Below are 19,942 nucleotides of genomic sequence, written 5' to 3' on the forward strand. Positions count from 1 at the left end.
GGCACCAGAATCCAGCAAGTGCCACTGCAATGACTCCGCCATCGCTTTACACAAAGTCCCTTTACCTGCGCCACTTGGGCCATCAATGGTAATTACCGGGGCGATTGCCGTCATTGTTCTCTCCTGTTGCTGCGTGCTTATTATCAGCCTTCTTGGCTGTTTGAATGCGCGGCATTATACGCTGCCCGCGTCAGGTTAGTTACCCTTTAGCGTAGACAGCGCCAGAATTTTCGACAGATTCAGAAGAATTTCCGCCCAACAAGACCAGAAGAGAGCGAGGAAACCCGGCACAAGCGTACCGGGTAGCGTGATCAAGAGGTCTGGCTGATTTTCGCCAACTGCTGGAAGTAATCTGGGAAGGTTTTCGCCGTGCAGCCAGGATCAAGAATGGTGACAGGCGTGTCCGATAACGCCACCAGCGCAAAGCACATCGCCATGCGGTGATCGTTATAAGTGCCAATATCCGCATGCTGAAGCTGAGCCGGTGGAGTGACACGAATGAAATCGTGACCTTCTTCTACTTCCGCACCCACTTTGCGCAATTCGGTCGCCATCGCCGCTAAACGGTCGGTCTCTTTCACGCGCCAGTTGTAAATGTTACGCATCAAGGTAGTGCCTTCCGCGAACAACGCCGTGGTGGCAATGGTCATCGCCGCATCAGGAATATGGTTCATGTCCATATCAATCGCGGAGAGGGAACCTCGTGTGCAGGCAATATAGTCATCACCCCATTCAATAACCGCGCCCATTTTTTCCAGCACATCGGCAAAACGGATGTCGCCCTGAACGCTATTACGGCCAATCCCGGTTACGCGAACCGTTCCACCTTTAATGGCAGCGGCGGCGAGGAAATAAGAGGCAGATGAGGCATCGCCCTCCACCAGATAATCGCCCGGAGATTGATACTGCTGCTGGCCTTTCACCACAAAGCGCTGGTAGTTCTGGTTATCGACTTCGACACCAAAACAACGCATCAGATGCAGTGTAATATCAATGTACGGTTTAGAAACCAGATCACCTTTGATGGTAATCACAGTGTCTTTCGGTGCCAGCGGAGCGGTCATTAGCAATGCTGTCAGGAACTGGCTAGAAACACTACCGTCCACACTGACATCGCCACCTACAAACCCGCCGTTCAGACGCAGCGGCGGATAATCCGTCTGCTCCAGGTAATCAATTTTGGCTCCGCCCTGACGCAACGCATCCACCAGATGACCAATTGGGCGCTCTTTCATGCGGGGTTCGCCAGTCAGCACAATCGACTGTTGACCCAGGCACAGTGCGGCAGCCAGCGGACGCATAGCAGTACCGGCGTTGCCCAGAAAGAGTTCCAGGGCCTGGTCACTGTGCAGCGGACCTGCATTTCCCACCACTTCGCACACGGTACGATCGGCAGAGAGCGTGTAATTGACGCCCAGCGCCTTCAGCGCATTCAGCATGTGTTTAACGTCATCGCTGTCCAGCAAATTGGTCAGGCGAGTCGTGCCGTTGGCCAGCGCGGCCAATAACAATGCGCGGTTAGAAACGCTTTTTGAACCCGGTAAGTTTACCGTGCCGTCAACGCGAGCAATCGGTTGTAGAGTCAGGGAGTCCTGCATGTGAAACCAAATCTCCAGAAAAGACAAAACCCCGTTGTTTAACGGGGCCAGTGGCCAGCCAGGCTGGCCGATGATGAGTAATTAGCCGTGACGACGTTCGAAGTCGATCATGAACTCAGTCAGGGCTTTCACCCCTTCCAGCGGCATCGCATTGTAGATCGACGCACGCATACCGCCAACCACGCGGTGTCCTTTCAGTGCATGCAGGCCTGCCTGCAGAGACTCGTCCAGGAACACTTTATCCAGCGCGGCATCAGCCAGCTGGAACGGCACGTTCATACGTGAACGGTTCGCAGCGGCAACATCGTTACGGTAGAAGCTGCTGTTATCAATGACGCCATAGAGCAGGTCTGCTTTCGCCTGATTGACCTTATCCATCTCAGCAACACCGCCCTTCTCTTTCAGCCATTTGAATACCAGGCCAGAGAGGTACCAGGCAAAAGTCGGCGGTGTGTTGAACATGGATTCGTTTTCAGCCAGCACCTTGTAATCAAGGATAGACGGCACATAACTTTGTGCTTTGCCCAGCAGATCTTCACGCACCACCACCAGCGTTAATCCCGCTGGACCGATGTTTTTCTGTGCGCCTGCGTAGATCACACCGTAACGGCTGACATCGATTGGGCGAGACATAATGGTTGATGACAGGTCAGCCACCACCACTTTGTCACCAAAGTCAGGCTCTTCATCGATTGCGATGCCATCAATGGTTTCATTCGGGCAGAAATGCACATAGGCAGCATCATCGTTCAACTGCCATTCACGCATCGGTAACAAAGCACGTTTACCGTTAAGCGTGGTTTTGACGTCGATGGTGTTCGGGGTGCAATATTTTTCAGCTTCTTTAATCGCGCTGTGTGCCCAGTAGCCGCCATCAATATAGTCAGCGGATTTAGCATCACCCAGCAGGTTACCTGGAATAGCCGCGAACTGCGCGCGCGCGCCACCATGGCAGAATAAAACTTTGTAGTTCGATGGGATCTTCAGCAGATCGCGAAAATCCTGTTCTGCGGCTTCAGCGACAGCAATGAACTCTTTACTGCGATGGCTGATCTCCATTACAGAGGTGCCTAATCCGTGCCAGTTTGTCAGTTCTTGTTCTGCACGACGGAGCACTTCTACCGGCAGCATCGCTGGGCCGGAGCTAAAATTATAAACCTGCGTCATTTCCCCTCACCACTGTCATATCGAACGGTTATGAATACCGTATCGGTTTTATCATTGCCTCCGAATGGCTGCAATCATTAATCCGATAGCGATCACAATTCCTGGGCGGACTCCACCGCAGCTTATGTCATAAATGCAATAAGCCACGGAATTTTGTGAGGGAGATTCCCGAAGTAAAATCAGAATGCTGCCAGGTGATGAAATAGCCGTGACAATACCGCGATAAATTTAGACCACTGAATAGCGAAGCAGGCGCAAAACCCGTATCATTGCGCGCTTTACGCCCACCCCATCGACTTGAGAGAGCGCCAACATGACGCAAACGTTTATTCCAGGAAAAGACGCCGCACTGGAAGACTCCATCGCACGTTTCCAGCACAAACTGCAGGACCTGGGCTTCAACATTGAAGAAGCCTCCTGGCTGAACCCGGTTCCACACGTCTGGTCTGTGCATATCCGCGATCGCGACTGCCCGCTGTGCTTTACCAATGGTAAAGGTGCCAGTAAGAAAGCGGCACTGGCTTCGGCGTTAGGCGAATATTTTGAGCGTCTCTCAACCAACTACTTCTTCGCCGATTTCTGGCTCGGTCAGTCCATCGCCAACGGCGATTTCGTTCACTACCCGAATGAGAAGTGGTTCCCATTGACTGACGATGACAGTTTACCAGCAGGGATTCTGGATGCGCGTCTGCAGAAATTTTACGATCCAGAAGATAGTCTGAGCGCCTCAGATCTGATTGACCTGCAGTCAGGTAATGTTGACCGTGGTATCTGCGGCCTGCCATTTACCCGTCAATCCGACCAGCAGACGGTGTACATCCCGATGAACATCATCGGCAACCTGTATGTTTCTAACGGCATGTCTGCCGGTAACACCGCGAATGAAGCGCGTGTACAAGGCCTGTCTGAAGTCTTTGAGCGCCACATCAAAAACCGCATTATCGCTGAGTCAATTAGCCTGCCAGAAATTCCTGCTGAAGTGATGCAGCGCTACCCCGGCGTGATTGAGGCGATTGAACGTCTGGAAGCCGAAGGTTTCCCGATCTTCTCTTACGATGCTTCACTGGGCGGCAAGTACCCGGTTATCTGCGTAGTGTTGTTTAACCCGGCCAACGGCACTTGCTTTGCTTCATTCGGCGCGCACCCTGACTTTGGTGTGGCATTGGAACGTACCGTTACTGAACTGCTCCAGGGCCGTGGGCTGAAAGACCTGGATGTCTTCACCCCACCGACCTTTGATGATGAAGAAGTGGCTGAACACGCCAACCTGGAAACCCACTTTATCGATTCCAGTGGTTTAATCTCCTGGGACATGTTCAAAGATGATGCGGATTATCCTTTCGTCGACTGGAGTTTCTCAGGCAGCACGCACGAAGAGTTTGATACGCTGATGGCTATCTTCCGCGCGGAAGATCAAGAGGTTTACATCGCGGATTATGAGCATCTGGGCGTTTACGCCTGCCGTATCATCGTACCGGGCATGTCAGATATTTATCCGGCGGAAGACCTGTTATTGGCCAACAACAGCATGGGCGCGCCGCTGCGTGAAACGTTGCTGGCGCTGCCAGCCAGTGAGTGGGAACCGGAGGCGTATCTGAACCTCATCGAGCAGTTGGATGAAGAAGGTCATGACGACTTCACTCGCGTCCGTGAGTTGCTGGGTCTGGCGTCAGGTAAAGACAATGGCTGGTACACCCTGCGTATTGGCGAGCTGAAAGCCATGCTGGCATTGGCGGGCGGAGATTTGGATCAGGCTTTGATCTGGACGGAATGGACCATGGAGTTCAACCAGTCAATCTTCAGCGCTGAACGCGCCAACTATTACCGTTGCCTGCAAACCCTGCTGTTGCTCGCCATGGAAGAAGAACGCGATCCTCTGCAATATCATCGTGCCTTTGTGCGGATGTATGGCGAAGACGCCGTTGATGCCGCTTCTGCAGCGATCAGCGGTGAAGCGCCATTCTACGGCTTGCAGGCAGTGGACCTCGATCTCAAAGCCTTCCCGGCTCATCAGGCCCTGCTGGCCGCCTATGAAAAACTGCAGGCAGCAAAGCGCAACTACTGGTCTAAGTAATATTCACGAGCGCTTAGCGCAATATTTTTGCTAACGTTGAAAATGGCACTGATTAATCACGGTGCCATTTTTTTTGCTTCAAATTGTCATACTCAACATTGAATATTGATAATTAACAATTCAGTTTCATTGATTAAACTGAATTAACATTAAGTCACTTTCAAAGACCCTCCGTTAAACTTATTTTGCATAAATTAAAATTTTTTAGTTGTTATAATTCAAATTGTTACATGCAAATTCCCTAAATTAACGCCTCGCTTACCCCGTACCTCCCTGCCATTTATGATCCACATCAATTCCTGACCTATACTCCTTTGTTAGTATCTTTACAGACAATTTCAGGAGAGCGTTAGTGTGAAAGCTGACAACCCTTTTAATGCATTATTACCCGCGGCCATGGCGAAAGTTGCTGAAGATGCCGGCGTCTATAAAGCCACTAAACATCCTTTAACCACCTTCTTCTTAGCCATCACTGCTGGCGTATTTATTTCTATCGCATTTGTTTTCTACATTACTGCCACCACGGGCAGTGGCGCGATGCCCTACGGTATTGCGAAACTGATTGGCGGTATCTGCTTCTCTCTGGGTTTGATGCTGGTTGTGGTATGTGGCGCGGACCTTTTCACTTCGACGGTTTTGATTGTGGTGGCGAAAGCCAGCGGGCGCATCACCTGGATGCAACTCGGCCGAAATTGGCTGAACGTCTATATCGGTAACCTGTTTGGTGCGCTGTTCTTTGTCGCGCTGATTTGGTTAGCGGGTGAACATATGGTTGCCAACGGCGCGTGGGGTTTGAACGTCCTGCAAACCGCCGATCACAAAATGCATCACACGTTTATTGAGGCCGTTAGCCTCGGCACACTGGCTAATCTGATGGTTTGCCTGGCCGTATGGATGAGTTACTCCGGCCGCAGTCTGTTTGACAAAATGTTTGCCATGATATTGCCGGTCGGGATGTTCGTTGCCAGCGGATTTGAGCACAGCATCGCCAACATGTTTTTAATCCCTATGGCAATTGTCATTCGCGACTTCGCCAGCCCGGAATTCTGGCAACTGGCCGGCTCCAGCGCCGCACAGTTCCCCTCTCTCAGCGTTGGCGACTTTATTGTTAACAACCTTATTCCCGTGACAATCGGCAACATTATCGGCGGCGGATTGTTAGTCGGTTTGACCTACTGGGTCATCTATCTTCGTGGTGATGAGCCGGTTCACTAAGCAATTGATACGGGCGTGCTCAAGGGCACGTCATCGTCAGAGTCTCCCTAAATAAGGCAGGTATATCATGTCCGAACTTAACGAAAAAATGGCGTCAGCCTGGGAAGGATTTAGCGCCGGCGATTGGCAGAACAGTGTCAACGTGCGTGACTTTATCCAGAAAAACTACACCCCGTATGAAGGTGACGAATCTTTCCTCGCGGGCGCAACGCCAGCCACCACCAAACTGTGGGACAGCGTGCTGGAAGGTATTAAGATTGAGAACCGCACTCATGCACCGGTTGATTTCGATACCGACCTGGCTTCTACCATCACCTCACACGATGCGGGTTACATCAATAAGTCGCTGGAGACCATTGTAGGTCTGCAGACTGAGGCTCCGCTGAAACGCGCCATCATTCCGTTTGGCGGCATCAAAATGGTTGAAGGTTCTTGTAAGGTTTATGGCCGTGAACTTGACCCTGCCCTGAAAAAAGTCTTCACCGACTATCGTAAAACCCATAACCAGGGCGTGTTCGATGTCTATACCCCTGATATTTTGCGCTGCCGTAAGTCTGGAGTCTTAACCGGTCTGCCAGATGCTTATGGTCGTGGTCGTATCATCGGTGACTACCGCCGCGTTGCGCTGTACGGCATCGATTTTCTGATGAAAGATAAAGTGGCGCAGTTCAATTCACTGCAAAGCGATATGGAAAATGGTGTCAATCTTGAAGCCACCATCCGTCTGCGTGAAGAAATCTCCGAGCAACACCGTGCGCTTGGCCAGATTAAAGAAATGGCTGCCAAATACGGCTCTGATATTTCTCTGCCCGCTACCACAGCGCAAGAGGCTGTACAGTGGACCTACTTCGGCTATCTGGCCGCGGTGAAATCACAGAACGGCGCCGCGATGTCATTCGGTCGCGTATCCACCTTCCTCGATGTTTATATCGACCGTGATATTAAAGCGGGCAAACTGACTGAAGAAGGCGCGCAGGAGTTAATTGACCACCTGGTGATGAAACTGCGTATGGTACGTTTCCTGCGCACTCCAGAATATGACGAACTGTTCTCAGGTGACCCAATCTGGGCAACCGAGTCTCTGGCCGGTATGGGTGTCGATGGCCGTACTTTAGTCACCAAAAGTACCTTCCGCTTCCTGAATACCTTGTACACCATGGGCCCATCACCGGAACCTAACATGACCATTCTGTGGTCAGAAAAGCTGCCGGTTAATTTTAAGAAATATGCGGCCAAAGTCTCTATCGATACGTCTTCATTGCAGTATGAGAATGACGATCTAATGCGCCCTGACTTTGATAACGATGACTACGCGATCGCCTGCTGTGTGAGCCCAATGATTGTCGGCAAACAGATGCAGTTCTTCGGTGCCCGCGCCAACCTCGCTAAAACACTGCTGTATGCAATCAACGGTGGCGTGGACGAAAAACTGAAAATGCAGGTTGGCCCGAAAGAAGCGCCAATCACTGATGAAATTCTGGATTTCGACACGGTGATGGCACGTCTGGATCACTTCATGGATTGGCTGGCTAAACAGTATGTCACCTCATTGAATATCATCCATTACATGCATGATAAGTACAGCTATGAAGCTTCACTGATGGCGCTGCATGACCGTGACGTCTATCGCACCATGGCGTGTGGTATCGCAGGCTTGTCAGTGGCGGCGGATTCCCTGTCTGCCATTAAATATGCCAAAGTAAAAGCCGTGCGTGATGCGGATGGTCTGGCCGTAGATTTCGAGATTGAAGGCGAGTACCCGCAGTTTGGTAACAACGATTCACGTGTCGATGATATGGCGTGTGACCTGGTTGAACGTTTTATGAAGAAAATTCAGAAACTGCAAACCTATCGTAATGCGGTACCAACCCAGTCGGTGCTGACCATCACCTCTAACGTGGTGTACGGTAAGAAAACCGGTAACACCCCTGACGGTCGTCGTGCAGGTGCGCCATTCGGTCCAGGTGCTAACCCTATGCACGGTCGCGATCAGAAAGGTGCCGTTGCCTCACTGACCTCTGTTGCCAAACTGCCGTTTGCTTACGCGAAAGATGGTATTTCCTATACCTTCTCCATCGTGCCAAATGCACTGGGTAAAGATGACAACGTGCGTAAAACCAACCTTGCGGGCCTGATGGATGGTTACTTCCACCATGAAGCCAATATCGAGGGCGGTCAGCATCTTAACGTCAACGTCATGAACCGTGAGATGCTGTTGGATGCGATGGAACATCCGGAGAAATATCCTCAGCTGACCATTCGTGTTTCCGGTTATGCTGTGCGCTTTAACTCTCTGACCAAAGAGCAGCAGCAGGATGTGATTACCCGTACGTTCACTCAGTCCCTGTAATCCTCCCTGAAATGTAAAGGCTCCTGCGGGAGCCTTTTCTCCACAAGTCTGTTTTGCCAGTTTGCTTTCGCTGGCAGCCTGGCAAAATCGACTTTAATCCAAGAGCACAACACAGATTGTGCCGCCTGATGTTGAGGCTAACCCGGAGAATACATCGCAATGTCAACCATCGGTCGTATCCACTCATTTGAATCCTGCGGCACCGTTGACGGTCCCGGCATCCGTTTTATCACCTTCTTCCAGGGCTGCCTGATGCGCTGCCTCTACTGCCATAATCGCGACACCTGGGACACCCACGGTGGCAAAGAAGTCACGGTGGACGACCTGATGAAAGATGCACTGTCGTATCGTCACTTTATGAATGCCTCTGGCGGAGGAGTAACAGCATCAGGTGGGGAAGCGATCTTACAAGCCGAGTTTGTGCGTGATTGGTTCCGTGCCTGTAAGGCAGAAGGCATTCACACCTGCCTGGATACCAACGGCTTTGTACGTCGTTACGATCCAGTGATCGACGAACTGCTGGATGCCACCGATCTGGTGATGCTCGACTTGAAACAAATTAATGATGATGTGCACCAGATTCTGGTTGGCGTCTCCAATCATCGCACCCTCGATTTCGCGCGCTATCTGCAGAAGAAAGGCAAACGTACCTGGATTCGCTTTGTCGTGGTTCCTGGCTATTCCGATGATGATGACTCTGCCCATCGCCTCGGCGAATTTACGAGGGATATGGAGAACGTCGAGAAGATTGAGCTACTGCCCTACCATGAACTGGGCAAGCATAAATGGATTGCCATGGGCGAAGAGTACAAGCTGGATGGGGTAAAACCACCCAGTAAAGAGACCATGGAACGGGTCAAAAATATTCTGGCAGGATATGGTCACGAAGTGATGTACTGACAAAAAAGGGAGCTTACCGCTCCCTTTTTTCATTTGTTCATTCAGATATTATGCATGTGCAATTGGCGTGGCATGCTGGTCAGCTTTACGCAGCAGCATCACCAGATAGACCAGTGCCACAGCGGCTATCATCACAAACAGCAAACGGTCAGAGTAATTTTGCATCAGCATCGATGTCATACCCGGCCCGACCAGGCTGCCTATGGTGTAGCTAAACAACAGCGCCTGATTCATGGCAACCAGTTCATGATGAGCAACGGTTTCACATGCCCATGACATCGCCACTGGATAGAGCGTGAAGCCAGCCAGTCCCAAAACAAACAGTGCAGGCGCCATAGCAGTATCGCCCAACATGGCGATAGCACCCAGAATCACCACAAACACCTGAACGCGCAACACCATCAGGCGCCCAAAACGGTCGGCAAGACGACCCACCGGCCACTGACCGACAATGCCCGAACTCACCAGCAGCGCCATCCAGTATCCGACGTTGGCATCACTCATTCCCCGATGCGACAGATACAACGGCATCAGACCATACAGTGAACCCAGTACGATACCGGAAATAATGCAGCCGTTGATGCCCAGACGTGAGCTGCGACGGCGCAACATGGTCCAGATGCGACCGGTAGAAGCCTCTTCAGTCGCTGAGCTGGCATTAACACGCAGAAAGACCACTGGCAGCACGGCGCAGACGATCAGCGCGGTGACCCATGGAATGACATGCAGAAGTTCAGTCGAAACGCGGCTCACCAGCAACTGGCCTGCCACCGTGCCCAGATAATAGATAATCATATAGGCAGCCAACAACTGACCGCGATTACGCACTGTACCGCTGCACAGCAACGCACTCTCCACCACCACCCAGATCAGCGCACAACCAACACCCGCAACAAAACGCAGCACAGTCCAGCTGTAGAAGCCTTCTAATAACACCATTCCCATAGTTGCGACGGCAAACAGGGCGCTGGCCAGATAGAAACAGCGATTAAAGCCATAGCGGTTGATTAACCAGCCTGCGAGCAATGTCCCCAGCAGATTCCCGGTGTAATAGGCTGAGCTGGCCATACCCACCTGCCATGTCGGCAGTTGATCGTGAGTAAGCCAAAGCGGTACCAGCGTATTAAGCACAGCAATAGACACCGTCATGAGCATTAAGCCGCAAAGCAGCAACACGACGGGGCGCGACCAGGTAGACATAGGGATTAAAAACCAAAGAAATGGAGATAATTGCGCGCAGTTTGCCATTCGCTATTTTAAAGTCAACGGGCAAAAAATCACCACAGCACAATTTGCTGCTGAACAATTTATTATTTTTATCTTCAGCAGCTTAGAGGAGATATATCATTACAAAAACTCAATGCTATCTGCATGAATTTATGGATTTTAGTGTTTTAAGCGAGTCTGCTGACGATAACGTTTATTTCTGATTAATTCTTACTAAAAAATAATCGCTCGCTCCTGAAAATAAAAAACCCGGCATTGCCGGGTTTTATTGTCGGAAACCAGCGATTAACCAATGATTTCCAATCCGCCCATATAAGGGCGTAGCACTTCTGGTACTTCGATACGGCCGTCAGCCTGCTGGTAGTTTTCCAGCACCGCCACCAATGTACGTCCAACTGCCAGGCCTGAACCGTTCAGCGTATGCACCAGGCGAGGCTTCTTGTCGGTTTTACTGCGGCAACGAGCCTGCATACGACGCGCCTGGAAATCCCACATGTTGGAACAAGAGGAGATCTCACGATAGGTATCCTGCGCCGGCAGCCACACTTCCAGATCGTAGGTTTTGGCGGAACCAAAGCCCATATCACCAGTACACAGCAGCACCTTACGGTACGGCAGGTTCAGCAACTGCAGGACTTTCTCAGCGTGACCAACCAACTCTTCCAGTGCGTCCATTGAAGTCTCAGGCGCAACAATGTGCACCATCTCAACTTTGTCGAACTGGTGCATACGAATCAGACCACGCGTGTCGCGTCCGTAAGAACCTGCTTCAGAGCGGAAGCACGGCGTGTGGGCGGTGAGTTTGATCGGCAGATTTTCTTCTTCCACGATCTCGTCACGCACCAGGTTGGTCAGCGGCACTTCCGCCGTCGGGATCAGTGCGTAGTTGCTGCTGCCTGCTTCTTCACCCAAAGGCTTGGTGTGGAACAGGTCTTCACCAAACTTAGGTAATTGACCCGTACCAAACAGCGTCTCATGGTTAACCAGATACGGCACGTAGGTTTCCAGATACCCGTGCTGCTGAGTATGCAGATCAATCATGAACTGGCTAAGCGCACGGTGCAGGCGAGCGATTTGACCCTGCATCACGATAAAGCGTGAACCGGTCAGTTTCACCGCGGCAGCGAAATCCAGGCCTTTAACCGCTTCACCTAACTCAACGTGGTCTTTGACCGGGAAATCGAACTGACGGGGCTGACCCCAGCGGCTGACTTCCTGATTCTCAGTATCATCTTTACCCAGCGGCACTTCATCGACCGGCAGGTTAGGCAGCGAGAGCGCAAAATCGCGGATGGTATTTTGCAGTGTATCCAGCTCAACCTTGGCCGCATCCAGGCGTTCGCCCAGCACGTTCACTTCCTGACGCAGTGGCTCGATGTCTTCCCCACGCGCTTTGGCCTGACCGATGGATTTGGATCGGGAATTACGCTCTGCCTGCAGATTTTCAGTTTCTACCTGCAGTACTTTACGACGCTCTTCGAGCGAGCGCAGCGTTTCCACATCCAGTTTGAATCCTCGGCGTGCCAGTTTTTCAGCGACTGCGTCTGGCTCATTACGCAGCAGATTGGGATCGAGCATGCTTATCCTGTGTAATTAAGGTTGGTTGAACGAATGAAGGGATGCATCCCACTGGAATGCATTGAAATACTTGCTCACCTTACCGTAAGGCGTTTATCAGCGGTAGCGTTTTATCGGGCTATTTTGATCCTGTTCAGCCAACCAGGCGAGTTTTTCGCCGATTTTCCCTTCAAGCCCCCGATTGGTGGGTTGATAATAGCGCGTTTGCGCCATTTCAGGCGGGAAGAACACCTCTCCGGCCGCGTAAGCATTGGGTTCGTCATGTGCATAACGATATTCTTTGCCCAGCCCCATCTCTTTCATTAATTTAGTGGGAGCATTGCGCAGGTGCTCTGGCACATCGTAATCCGGGAATTCTCGTGCGTCGCGCATGGCCGCCTTGAACGCCGTGTAAACCGCATTACTTTTGGGCGCGCAGGCCAGATAGACGATCGCCTGGGCTATGGCGCGCTCACCTTCTGCAGGCCCGACGCGAGTGAAACAATCCCACGCTGAGATAGCGACCTGCATGCCGCGCGGATCGGCGTTGCCCACATCTTCAGAAGCGATCGCCAGTAAACGGCGTGCAACATATAACGGGTCGCCGCCGGCCGTAATAATGCGGGCATACCAATACAGGGCGGCATCCGGTGCTGAACCGCGCACGGATTTATGCAGCGCCGAAATCAGATCATAAAAACGGTCGCCTTTGTTATCAAAGCGCGCCGCTCTTTCGCCGGATACTTCATTTAACAGCTGAGGCGTCAGTTCACGCTGACCTTGCGCGTTGCTCTCTGCCATATCCGCCATCATTTCCAGCGTATTCAGTGCACGACGCGCATCGCCGTTAACCAATTCAGCAATCATGCGCCGGGTGTTTTCTGGGAGCAGAATGTCGCTATTTCCATACCCTCGCGCACTGTCCTCCATCGCCTGGGTGAGCACCTGTTCAATATCTTCCGTGGTGAGCGATTTCAGCAGATAGACGCGAGCACGCGATAGCAGTGCAGAGTTGAGTTCAAAAGATGGATTCTCGGTGGTCGCACCGATAAAGGTGATGGTGCCATCTTCAATATGGGGCAGGAATGCATCCTGCTGGCTTTTATTAAAACGATGCACCTCATCCACAAATAGGATGGTACGGCGGCCCAGTTGACGATTCTGCCGGGCGCGCTCGATGGCTTCACGGATCTCTTTCACGCCAGATGTCACGGCCGAAATTCGCTCAACATCCGCCTTGCCATAGTGCGCGATAATCTCTGCCAGCGTTGTTTTCCCTGTTCCTGGCGGCCCCCACAAAATCATTGAGTGCAGATGCCCGGCTTCAATCGCGCGCGGCAGCGGTTTACCCGCCGCCAGCAGATGCTGTTGCCCGATATACTGCTGCAATGTGGCTGGCCGCATACGCGCGGCCAGCGGCTGGAACTCATTTGAAGCGGCGAAATCCAGGGACAGGTTACTCACCGTGACCTCACTGACGTTGATCGTCCACCGTTACCCCTTTTGGCGGTGTAAAGGTGAACTTATCTGGGCTAATCGCACCGTTTTTCTGGCTCTTCAGCTGATAATCACTGTGTTGACCATCTTGCTCAATCGCACTGAATTTGTTGATGGTTCCGGATGCAGAGACGTTGATGGTGAATTGCTTCAGGTTGCCATCGCTACTTTTTGGCGTCAGTTCGAAATTATCACCCTGCTGCTTGATGTTGTACTGCTGCCAGTCGCTTGGCTGATTTCGGGCAATCAGCATGAATGGCGTATTGCTGGTGGCGTTCTGCAGCAGGCTAACGCTGGCTTGCTCGACAAACGGATTATAGAACCACAGGTTTTTACCGTCGGAGATAATCACGCTTTCGTCTGGCGCGGTCATATGCCAGTTGAATAAGCTTGGGCGTTTAACCCACAGCTCACCTTCACCATCCTGTACATTTGCACCGCTGCCATCTGTCACTTTCTGGCTAAAGCTGGCATGGAAGCTGTTCACTTTGTTCAGACGCTGCTGCAAATCGCTCGACGCATCCGCCAATACCGACGAAGAAACAAAACCGGCCAGCAGGCCGCAGGCAATAACGCGTAATTTCATCTGATTCGATTCCTTATTCATGGTTTCCCGACACTTACTGCATTAAACGTAGTTGCCGCTCTGTCTGTTCGACAGAAGAAAAAGCCGAAAGCTCCCAACGATATGGGGATCGTTCTGCAGATAAACAACGGGCCAGTGTTAACTGGCCCAGAAGTAAGTCATGGCGTGCGCTAGATTACATCTCGTGCGGCGGCGGTGATAGCACCTCGCGGTTACCATTATGGCCCGGTTCAGAGACAATACCCTGCGCTTCCATCTGTTCAATGATGCGCGCTGCACGGTTGTAACCAATACGGAACTGACGCTGCACACCGGAGATAGAGGCGCGACGTTTCTCGACCACAAATGAGACCGCCTGATCGAATAGCGGATCAAGCTCTTCATCACCATCAAGACCGCCCGCTGTGCTCTCGCTCTCTTCACCCGCGGTAATGCTGTCGATGTATTGCGGACGTCCACGTGCTTTCCAGTCCTGCACCACCGCATGCACTTCCTGATCGCGCACGAAGGCACCGTGGACACGCACCGGCATTGAGGAGTTAGGCGGCATATAAAGCATGTCACCCATCCCCAGCAGTGATTCCGCGCCGCCTTGATCAAGAATGGTACGTGAGTCAATTTTACTGGACACCGTAAAGGCGATACGCGTTGGGATGTTGGCTTTGATCAAGCCGGTAATCACATCCACAGACGGACGCTGGGTTGCCAGCACCAGGTGAATACCCGCCGCACGCGCTTTCTGTGCCAGACGAGCAATCAACTCTTCAACTTTCTTACCCACCGCCATCATCAGATCGGCGAATTCATCGACCAGCACCACGATATACGGCAGTTTTTCCAGCACTGGCGGCGTGGTGTCCATGCTGTCACCCGGCTTCCAGAACGGGTCTGGAATTGGACGCCCCATGGCAGCAGCCTGCTCAATTTTCTCGTTGTAACCGGCAAGATTACGCACGCCCAGCGCAGACATCAGCTTATAGCGGCGTTCCATCTCACCCACACTCCAGCGCAGCGCGTTCGCTGCATCTTTCATGTCGGTGACCACCTCAGTCAGCAAATGCGGAATGCCTTCGTAGACGGAGAGCTCCAGCATTTTCGGGTCGATCATGATAAAGCGCACTTCTTCTGGTGTGGCTTTATACAGCATGCTGATGATCATGGTGTTCACACCAACCGACTTACCGGAACCGGTCGTACCGGCAACCAGCAGGTGCGGCATCTTCGCCAGATCGGCCACCACCGGCTGGCCCGAAATGTCTTTACCCAGCACCACTGACAGCGGTGACGGGTTATCACGGAACTTGTCGCAATCCAGCACTTCGCGCAGATACACGGTTTGGCGATGTTTGTTCGGTAATTCCAGGCCGACGTAAGGTTTGCCTGGAATCACTTCCACCACACGCACCGCGACGGCAGAGAGCGAACGGGCCAAATCGCGCGACAGGTTAGAGATACGTGCGGCTTTCACGCCAGGAGCAAGATCCAGCTCAAAGCGGGTGATAACCGGGCCAGGCGAGATGCCCACCACCTCAGCCTTCACACGATAATCGGCCAGACGCGCTTCAACCAGACGTGCTGTCTGCTCAAGCGCGAACATATCCACCGGTTCCTCTTCCGAAGGCGGAGAGGTCAGCAAATCAAGCGTCGGCAGCGGCGTAGAAGGCTTTTCCAGCGGACGTTCATGACGAACCAGGAACGGATGGAACAGGCTATCTTGCGCAGGTGCGACCGGTTGAGGCGCTTCTGCTGGCGCAGCATAGCTTTCGGTCTCGGGCGATGACCATGGGCTATTGTGCTCATTCAGCGATGGCATGGCTTCCGGCTGCGGTGCTGCAGGTTGTTGCCACTGCGCAGGTGCTTCAGATTGCGGTGCGGCAGGCTGCTGCCACTGCGCAGGCGCTTCAGGTTGCGGTGCGACAGGCTGCTGCCATTGCGCAGGCGCTTCCGGCTCAGGCGTGGCAGCGATGGTAAACAATGGCTCGCTTGGGCCGTCATCAACCAAATCTTTCATCGGCGAAAAATCAAAGGCTGATGAAGTATCAAGGTTAAATACTGGGCCTTCATGGGTATCAGATTGCTGATAGCGTTGTTGCTGCTGAGCGGCAAACTGATTAGCCAACTGCGCCTGATGTACAGCCTCTTCATCTTCTTCGACTTGATGCTGTCCGGTCTCTGCATAGCGCTGCTGTTGCTGAGACGCAAACGCTTCGCGCAGGTGTGCTTCCTGCAACGCGGCATCCTCTTCATGATCCTGTAACGGTTCATGATAGGTCGCAGTCATTTCAGGCAGTTGCTGTTCGGCTTCTTCTCGCGCTTTGTCTTCAGCCATACGCTGTGACGGCAACTTAATGCCGTAAGAAGCCAGTTCACGACGTGTTGGCAGTTTAACTTTGTTCGGACGCGGCAATTCAGGGCCAATACCCTGCTTCACCTGCGGGTTGTAATCGCGCTCCGGCACCACATCGAAAGCGGGTGTATACGCAGAAGCCGTTTTCGCTGCAGCTGCCCCCACTGCTGCGGCTGCCGCAGTGTTCAGAGAAGCAGATGATTGAGCGGCATCCTGCCAGTTCCCCATGCGTGGCCCTTCATCGTCATCAACGGGTGAAAACGCTGAAGGTGCAGGTTCGCCCGGAACTTCAAAGCGATACAGCGGCGGTGCGGGTTGAATAACCGGTTCAGGCGCAGGCGGTACCGCAACAGGTGCTTCTGCCGCTCGCACTTCCGGGGTATGAACAACAGGTGCCGCTTCGGCTGGTGCATTGAACACGGGGGAAGGCACAACTGGCGCCTGGTGTGCTGCTTCGGCGGTCACAGCAATGGCTGCAGCTGTCGCGGCACTGGCTTTGGCTAGCAGAGGATCATCCGGCAGCTGTTCGGCGATAGGCTCAGCCACCTTACGCGGCTTAGCCAGTAGAACGTCATCATCGTCATCATGCGATTGCGCAGCACGCAGTTGAGGCGCAGCATGTTCGGCATGCTCTTCCTCTTCTTCGTACTCATCTTCTTCCTGCCAGGGTTCGTCATGACGAGAGCGGTTGCTGGCGAAGGTCAGCACGCCCATCACCACGCTCCCGATTTTTTCGGCGATCGTCAGCCACGACCAGCCTGTGTACAGGGTTATGCCTGCCGCCCAGACGCAGATCAGCGTTAAAGTACCGCCGGCAGAACTAAACCAGGGTGCCATCGCATTACTGACGAGGCTGCCAATCACACCGCCCGAAGCAAAGTACCAGATGTCGTCGACGTTCAGCGCGGCCAAACCGCAAGTGGTCACCACCAGCGCCAGTACGCCAATCAGGCGTAAGCCCACCGCAAAGTAATCGATGTAATCCTGGCGATCGCGCTGACGGAACGTAATCCAGCACAAGCCAATGATGACCGGAGGAATGGCATACGCCATCACGCCGAAAATGAATAAAAGGGTATCCGCCAGCCATGCGCCGACACTGCCGCCCAAATTATGGATCGGTTCATGCCAGGCGGTCTGCGACCAGCTGGGATCGGAAGGATTGAAGCTAACCAGCGACACCATCAAATAGATGGCGAACAGGGCCACAAGGATGAGCAACGCTTCCAGCAGCCTGCGTCCACTGCTCAGCGGTTGTAACGAAACGTCTTTATCTTCTGTATATTCCTGGCTCAAGAGAACTCTCCAGGTGCCTGTAAATTAAGAAGGCAACAGCGCCGGGCAAGCCCGACGCTGGTCCTGTATGAATTCACAGGAGTGTACCGAATTCCTGCAAGTTTTGCACCTGCCCTGCATTACCGGGTTTTGATCACCAGACGATTGCTCTGTTTGACCTCTTCCATCACCACGTAAGTACGGGTGTCGTTAACGCCCGGCAGGCGCAGCAAGGTTTCACCCAAAAGCTTACGGTAGGCGGACATGTCCGGTACACGGGTTTTCAACAGGTAGTCAAAGTCACCGGAAACGAGGTGACACTCTTGAGTTTCCTCAAGTTTTTGTACAGCGGCGTTAAATTGTTCAAACACATCTGGCGCACCACGATTCAGAGTAATCTCAACGAATACCAGCAGTGAAGCATCCAGATAATGTGGGTTCAGTTGTGCGGTGTAACCCAAAATGAAGCCCTGACGTTCCAGGCGACGCACACGCTCAAGACACGGCGTAGGTGATAAGCCAACACGTTTTGAAAGCTCAACATTAGAAATACGGCCGTCTTTTTGCAATTCATTCAGAATGTTTCTGTCGATACGGTCCAGATCTTTTCCGGGGCGTTTCTTATTGTCTACCATTATTATTGTCTCTCTTAATTCCTTCCCTTTACCTGCCACACCCTGAAAACGCTCTTTGTTCAGGGCCTTACTGAAGTGAAGACGATAAGTCTGTGCAGTAACGCTTCCATCCGTATGACGCATGTTGTCTGTCCACATCATGCGTCATTACCAATGTCAGACTGAGTTTATCCGGCAAAAACGTGCAAAACAGAAATGAAATTCTGTTTTGAACCGCTAAATATTCTCCGCTTCTGGTAATGTTTTCGCAAAACAGCAGGCGATTGTCAAAGTAAAACATCCAAATTCAGTACAAGATGCCAGATAGAGTTCTGGGTTGCTGTTTTTAAATGAGAATTTTTATGCTGCTGCACCACAATTTGCCGAGCATTGCCCCCTTTTGGCGCAATCGACGTGCAGAATTTGCACTCATCGACTACGCCGCTTGCAGCGATTGTTATCAAAATTGCTGAAACCTTTTTTTGCTGCGCTAATTTCCCTACAATCAAAAACTATGTTGTCGCAAAAAACTGAGGAACGCATGAGTACGGCCAAACACAGTAAGCTGCTCATTTTAGGCTCCGGCCCTGCCGGATATACTGCGGCAGTCTATGCCGCCCGCGCTAACCTGAATCCGGTATTGATTACCGGGCTGGAAAAAGGCGGTCAGCTCACCACCACAACTGAAGTGGAGAATTGGCCAGGCGATCCGAACGATCTGACAGGCCCGGCGTTGATGGAACGTATGCAAGAGCATGCCGAGAAATTCAACACCGAAATTATTTTCGACCATATTCATACGGTAGATTTGCAGAATCGCCCGTTCCGTTTAACGGGGGACAGTGGCGAATACACCGCTGACGCGCTGATCATTGCTACTGGCGCCTCCGCACGTTATCTCGGCCTGCCCTCTGAAGAAGCGTTCAAAGGCAAAGGCGTTTCCGCCTGTGCGACCTGTGACGGTTTCTTTTATCGCAATCAAGAAGTCGCGGTGATTGGTGGCGGTAATACCGCGGTGGAAGAGGCCCTTTACCTGGCAAATATCGCGGCGAAAGTCCATTTGATTCACCGTCGTGATAGCTTCCGTGCGGAAAAAATCCTGATCGATCGTCTGATGGATAAAGTGCGCAACGGCAACATCGTATTGCACACCGATCGCACACTGGAAGAAGTGGTCGGCGATCAGATGGGTGTCACCGGTGTGAAACTGCTTTCCACCAAAGGTGAAGAGCCGGAAACACTGGATGTTGCCGGGCTGTTTGTGGCGATTGGTCATAGCCCGAATACTGCCATTTTCGACGGCCAGCTGGCGCTGGAAAACGGCTATATCAAAGTGCAGTCCGGTCTGCAGGGCAATGCGACCCAGACCAGCATTCCTGGCGTGTTTGCGGCGGGTGACGTGATGGATCATATTTATCGCCAGGCGATCACGTCTGCCGGCACCGGCTGTATGGCGGCGCTGGATGCAGAACGCTATCTTGACGGGCTTGTTAAAACCGATCTGTAACTTGTTAATAAGCTGATCATAATTGCAA

15 protein-coding genes are annotated in these 19,942 nt (G+C 52.3%); 6 read left to right on the plus strand and 9 right to left on the minus strand.

The features are described from left to right. The 3 genes from H7A81_RS11735 to serC form a co-directional block, all read right to left on the minus strand. Positions 1 to 114, minus strand: a 114-nt coding sequence (locus H7A81_RS11735) for a (d)CMP kinase (RefSeq protein WP_182057581.1), incomplete at its 3' end; no start/stop codon positions are given. A 197-nt stretch (positions 115 to 311) separates the two neighbouring features. Further along, entirely contained in the window at positions 312 to 1,598 is a 1,287-nt protein-coding gene (gene aroA / locus H7A81_RS11740) for a 3-phosphoshikimate 1-carboxyvinyltransferase (protein ID WP_182057582.1), read from the minus strand. 81 nt (positions 1,599 to 1,679) lie between these two features. Then, on the minus strand, positions 1,680 to 2,765 hold the full coding sequence (gene serC / locus H7A81_RS11745) for a 3-phosphoserine/phosphohydroxythreonine transaminase (RefSeq protein ID WP_034820590.1): 1,086 nt from the start codon (positions 2,763 to 2,765) through the stop codon (positions 1,680 to 1,682). Between the two features lie 313 nt (positions 2,766 to 3,078). Here serC and ycaO point away from each other — a divergent pair, with 313 nt between their 5' ends. The 4 genes from ycaO (at position 3,079) to pflA (ending at position 9,304) form a co-directional block, all read left to right on the plus strand. Continuing rightward, complete coding sequence (ycaO, locus tag H7A81_RS11750) at positions 3,079 to 4,839, plus strand: 30S ribosomal protein S12 methylthiotransferase accessory factor YcaO (protein ID WP_182057583.1); 1,761 nt, start codon at positions 3,079 to 3,081, stop codon at positions 4,837 to 4,839. Positions 4,840 to 5,193: 354 nt separating this feature from the next. Continuing rightward, positions 5,194 to 6,054 (plus strand): formate transporter FocA, encoded by an 861-nt coding sequence (gene focA, locus H7A81_RS11755; protein WP_182057584.1) that lies wholly within the window; start codon positions 5,194 to 5,196, stop codon positions 6,052 to 6,054. A gap of 67 nt (positions 6,055 to 6,121) precedes the next feature. Further along, positions 6,122 to 8,404, plus strand: a complete 2,283-nt coding sequence (gene pflB, locus H7A81_RS11760; RefSeq protein ID WP_182057585.1) for a formate C-acetyltransferase — start codon at positions 6,122 to 6,124, stop codon at positions 8,402 to 8,404. Between the two features lie 159 nt (positions 8,405 to 8,563). Next, positions 8,564 to 9,304 carry a pyruvate formate lyase 1-activating protein gene (gene pflA / locus H7A81_RS11765; RefSeq protein ID WP_166936463.1) on the plus strand — a complete coding sequence of 247 codons (741 nt, stop codon included), beginning with the start codon at positions 8,564 to 8,566 and terminating at the stop codon, positions 9,302 to 9,304. Between the two features lie 48 nt (positions 9,305 to 9,352). Here pflA and H7A81_RS11770 read toward each other — a convergent pair whose 3' ends face one another. Further along, positions 9,353 to 10,504, minus strand: a complete 1,152-nt coding sequence (locus H7A81_RS11770) for an MFS transporter (protein ID WP_182057586.1) — start codon at positions 10,502 to 10,504, stop codon at positions 9,353 to 9,355. Here H7A81_RS11770 and H7A81_RS11775 point away from each other — a divergent pair. Next, entirely contained in the window at positions 10,452 to 10,679 is a 228-nt protein-coding gene (locus tag H7A81_RS11775) for a hypothetical protein (protein WP_182057594.1), read from the plus strand. The genes H7A81_RS11770 and H7A81_RS11775 overlap by 53 nt on opposite strands. Positions 10,680 to 10,816: 137 nt before the next feature. On the opposite strand, the gene serS is transcribed toward H7A81_RS11775, so the two are convergent. The 5 genes from serS to lrp form a co-directional block, all read right to left on the minus strand. Further along, positions 10,817 to 12,109 (minus strand): serine--tRNA ligase, encoded by a 1,293-nt coding sequence (gene serS / locus H7A81_RS11780; protein WP_034820608.1) that lies wholly within the window; start codon positions 12,107 to 12,109, stop codon positions 10,817 to 10,819. Between the two features lie 96 nt (positions 12,110 to 12,205). Next, positions 12,206 to 13,552, minus strand: a complete 1,347-nt coding sequence (locus H7A81_RS11785; protein ID WP_182057587.1) for a replication-associated recombination protein A — start codon at positions 13,550 to 13,552, stop codon at positions 12,206 to 12,208. A gap of 7 nt (positions 13,553 to 13,559) precedes the next feature. Beyond that, a complete protein-coding gene (lolA, locus tag H7A81_RS11790) occupies positions 13,560 to 14,171 on the minus strand; it encodes an outer membrane lipoprotein chaperone LolA (RefSeq protein WP_034820613.1) in 612 nt (203 codons plus the stop codon). 175 nt (positions 14,172 to 14,346) lie between these two features. After that, on the minus strand, positions 14,347 to 17,814 hold the full coding sequence (locus H7A81_RS11795; protein ID WP_182057588.1) for a DNA translocase FtsK 4TM domain-containing protein: 3,468 nt from the start codon (positions 17,812 to 17,814) through the stop codon (positions 14,347 to 14,349). Between the two features lie 119 nt (positions 17,815 to 17,933). Then, the gene (gene lrp, locus H7A81_RS11800) at positions 17,934 to 18,428 is read right to left on the minus strand and encodes a leucine-responsive transcriptional regulator Lrp (protein WP_006118610.1); all 495 of its coding nucleotides are present in this window, start codon (positions 18,426 to 18,428) and stop codon (positions 17,934 to 17,936) included. A 520-nt stretch (positions 18,429 to 18,948) separates the two neighbouring features. Between lrp and trxB the strand changes: the two genes are divergently transcribed. Further along, positions 18,949 to 19,914, plus strand: a complete 966-nt coding sequence (trxB, locus tag H7A81_RS11805) for a thioredoxin-disulfide reductase (protein ID WP_045834092.1) — start codon at positions 18,949 to 18,951, stop codon at positions 19,912 to 19,914. Positions 19,915 to 19,942: the final 28 nt, after the last annotated feature.

The sequence above is a fragment of the Pantoea sp. ME81 genome (assembly GCF_903970985.1).
Taxonomy (GTDB): Bacteria; Pseudomonadota; Gammaproteobacteria; order Enterobacterales; family Enterobacteriaceae; genus Pantoea; species Pantoea communis.

Bases quoted from the DNA above. Each gene is read 5' to 3' on its own strand.
- aroA (WP_182057582.1), bottom strand. From the start codon at position 1,598: ATGCAGGACTCCCTGACTCTACAACCGATTGCTCGCGTTGACGGCACG.
- serC (WP_034820590.1), bottom strand. From the start codon at position 2,765: ATGACGCAGGTTTATAATTTTAGCTCCGGCCCAGCGATGCTGCCGGTA.
- ycaO (WP_182057583.1), top strand. From the start codon at position 3,079: ATGACGCAAACGTTTATTCCAGGAAAAGACGCCGCACTGGAAGACTCC.
- pflB (WP_182057585.1), top strand. From the start codon at position 6,122: ATGTCCGAACTTAACGAAAAAATGGCGTCAGCCTGGGAAGGATTTAGC.
- pflA (WP_166936463.1), top strand. From the start codon at position 8,564: ATGTCAACCATCGGTCGTATCCACTCATTTGAATCCTGCGGCACCGTT.
- H7A81_RS11775 (WP_182057594.1), top strand. From the start codon at position 10,452: ATGAGCATTAAGCCGCAAAGCAGCAACACGACGGGGCGCGACCAGGTA.
- H7A81_RS11770 (WP_182057586.1), bottom strand. From the start codon at position 10,504: ATGTCTACCTGGTCGCGCCCCGTCGTGTTGCTGCTTTGCGGCTTAATG.
- serS (WP_034820608.1), bottom strand. From the start codon at position 12,109: ATGCTCGATCCCAATCTGCTGCGTAATGAGCCAGACGCAGTCGCTGAA.
- lolA (WP_034820613.1), bottom strand. From the start codon at position 14,171: ATGAAATTACGCGTTATTGCCTGCGGCCTGCTGGCCGGTTTTGTTTCT.
- lrp (WP_006118610.1), bottom strand. From the start codon at position 18,428: ATGGTAGACAATAAGAAACGCCCCGGAAAAGATCTGGACCGTATCGAC.
- trxB (WP_045834092.1), top strand. From the start codon at position 18,949: ATGAGTACGGCCAAACACAGTAAGCTGCTCATTTTAGGCTCCGGCCCT.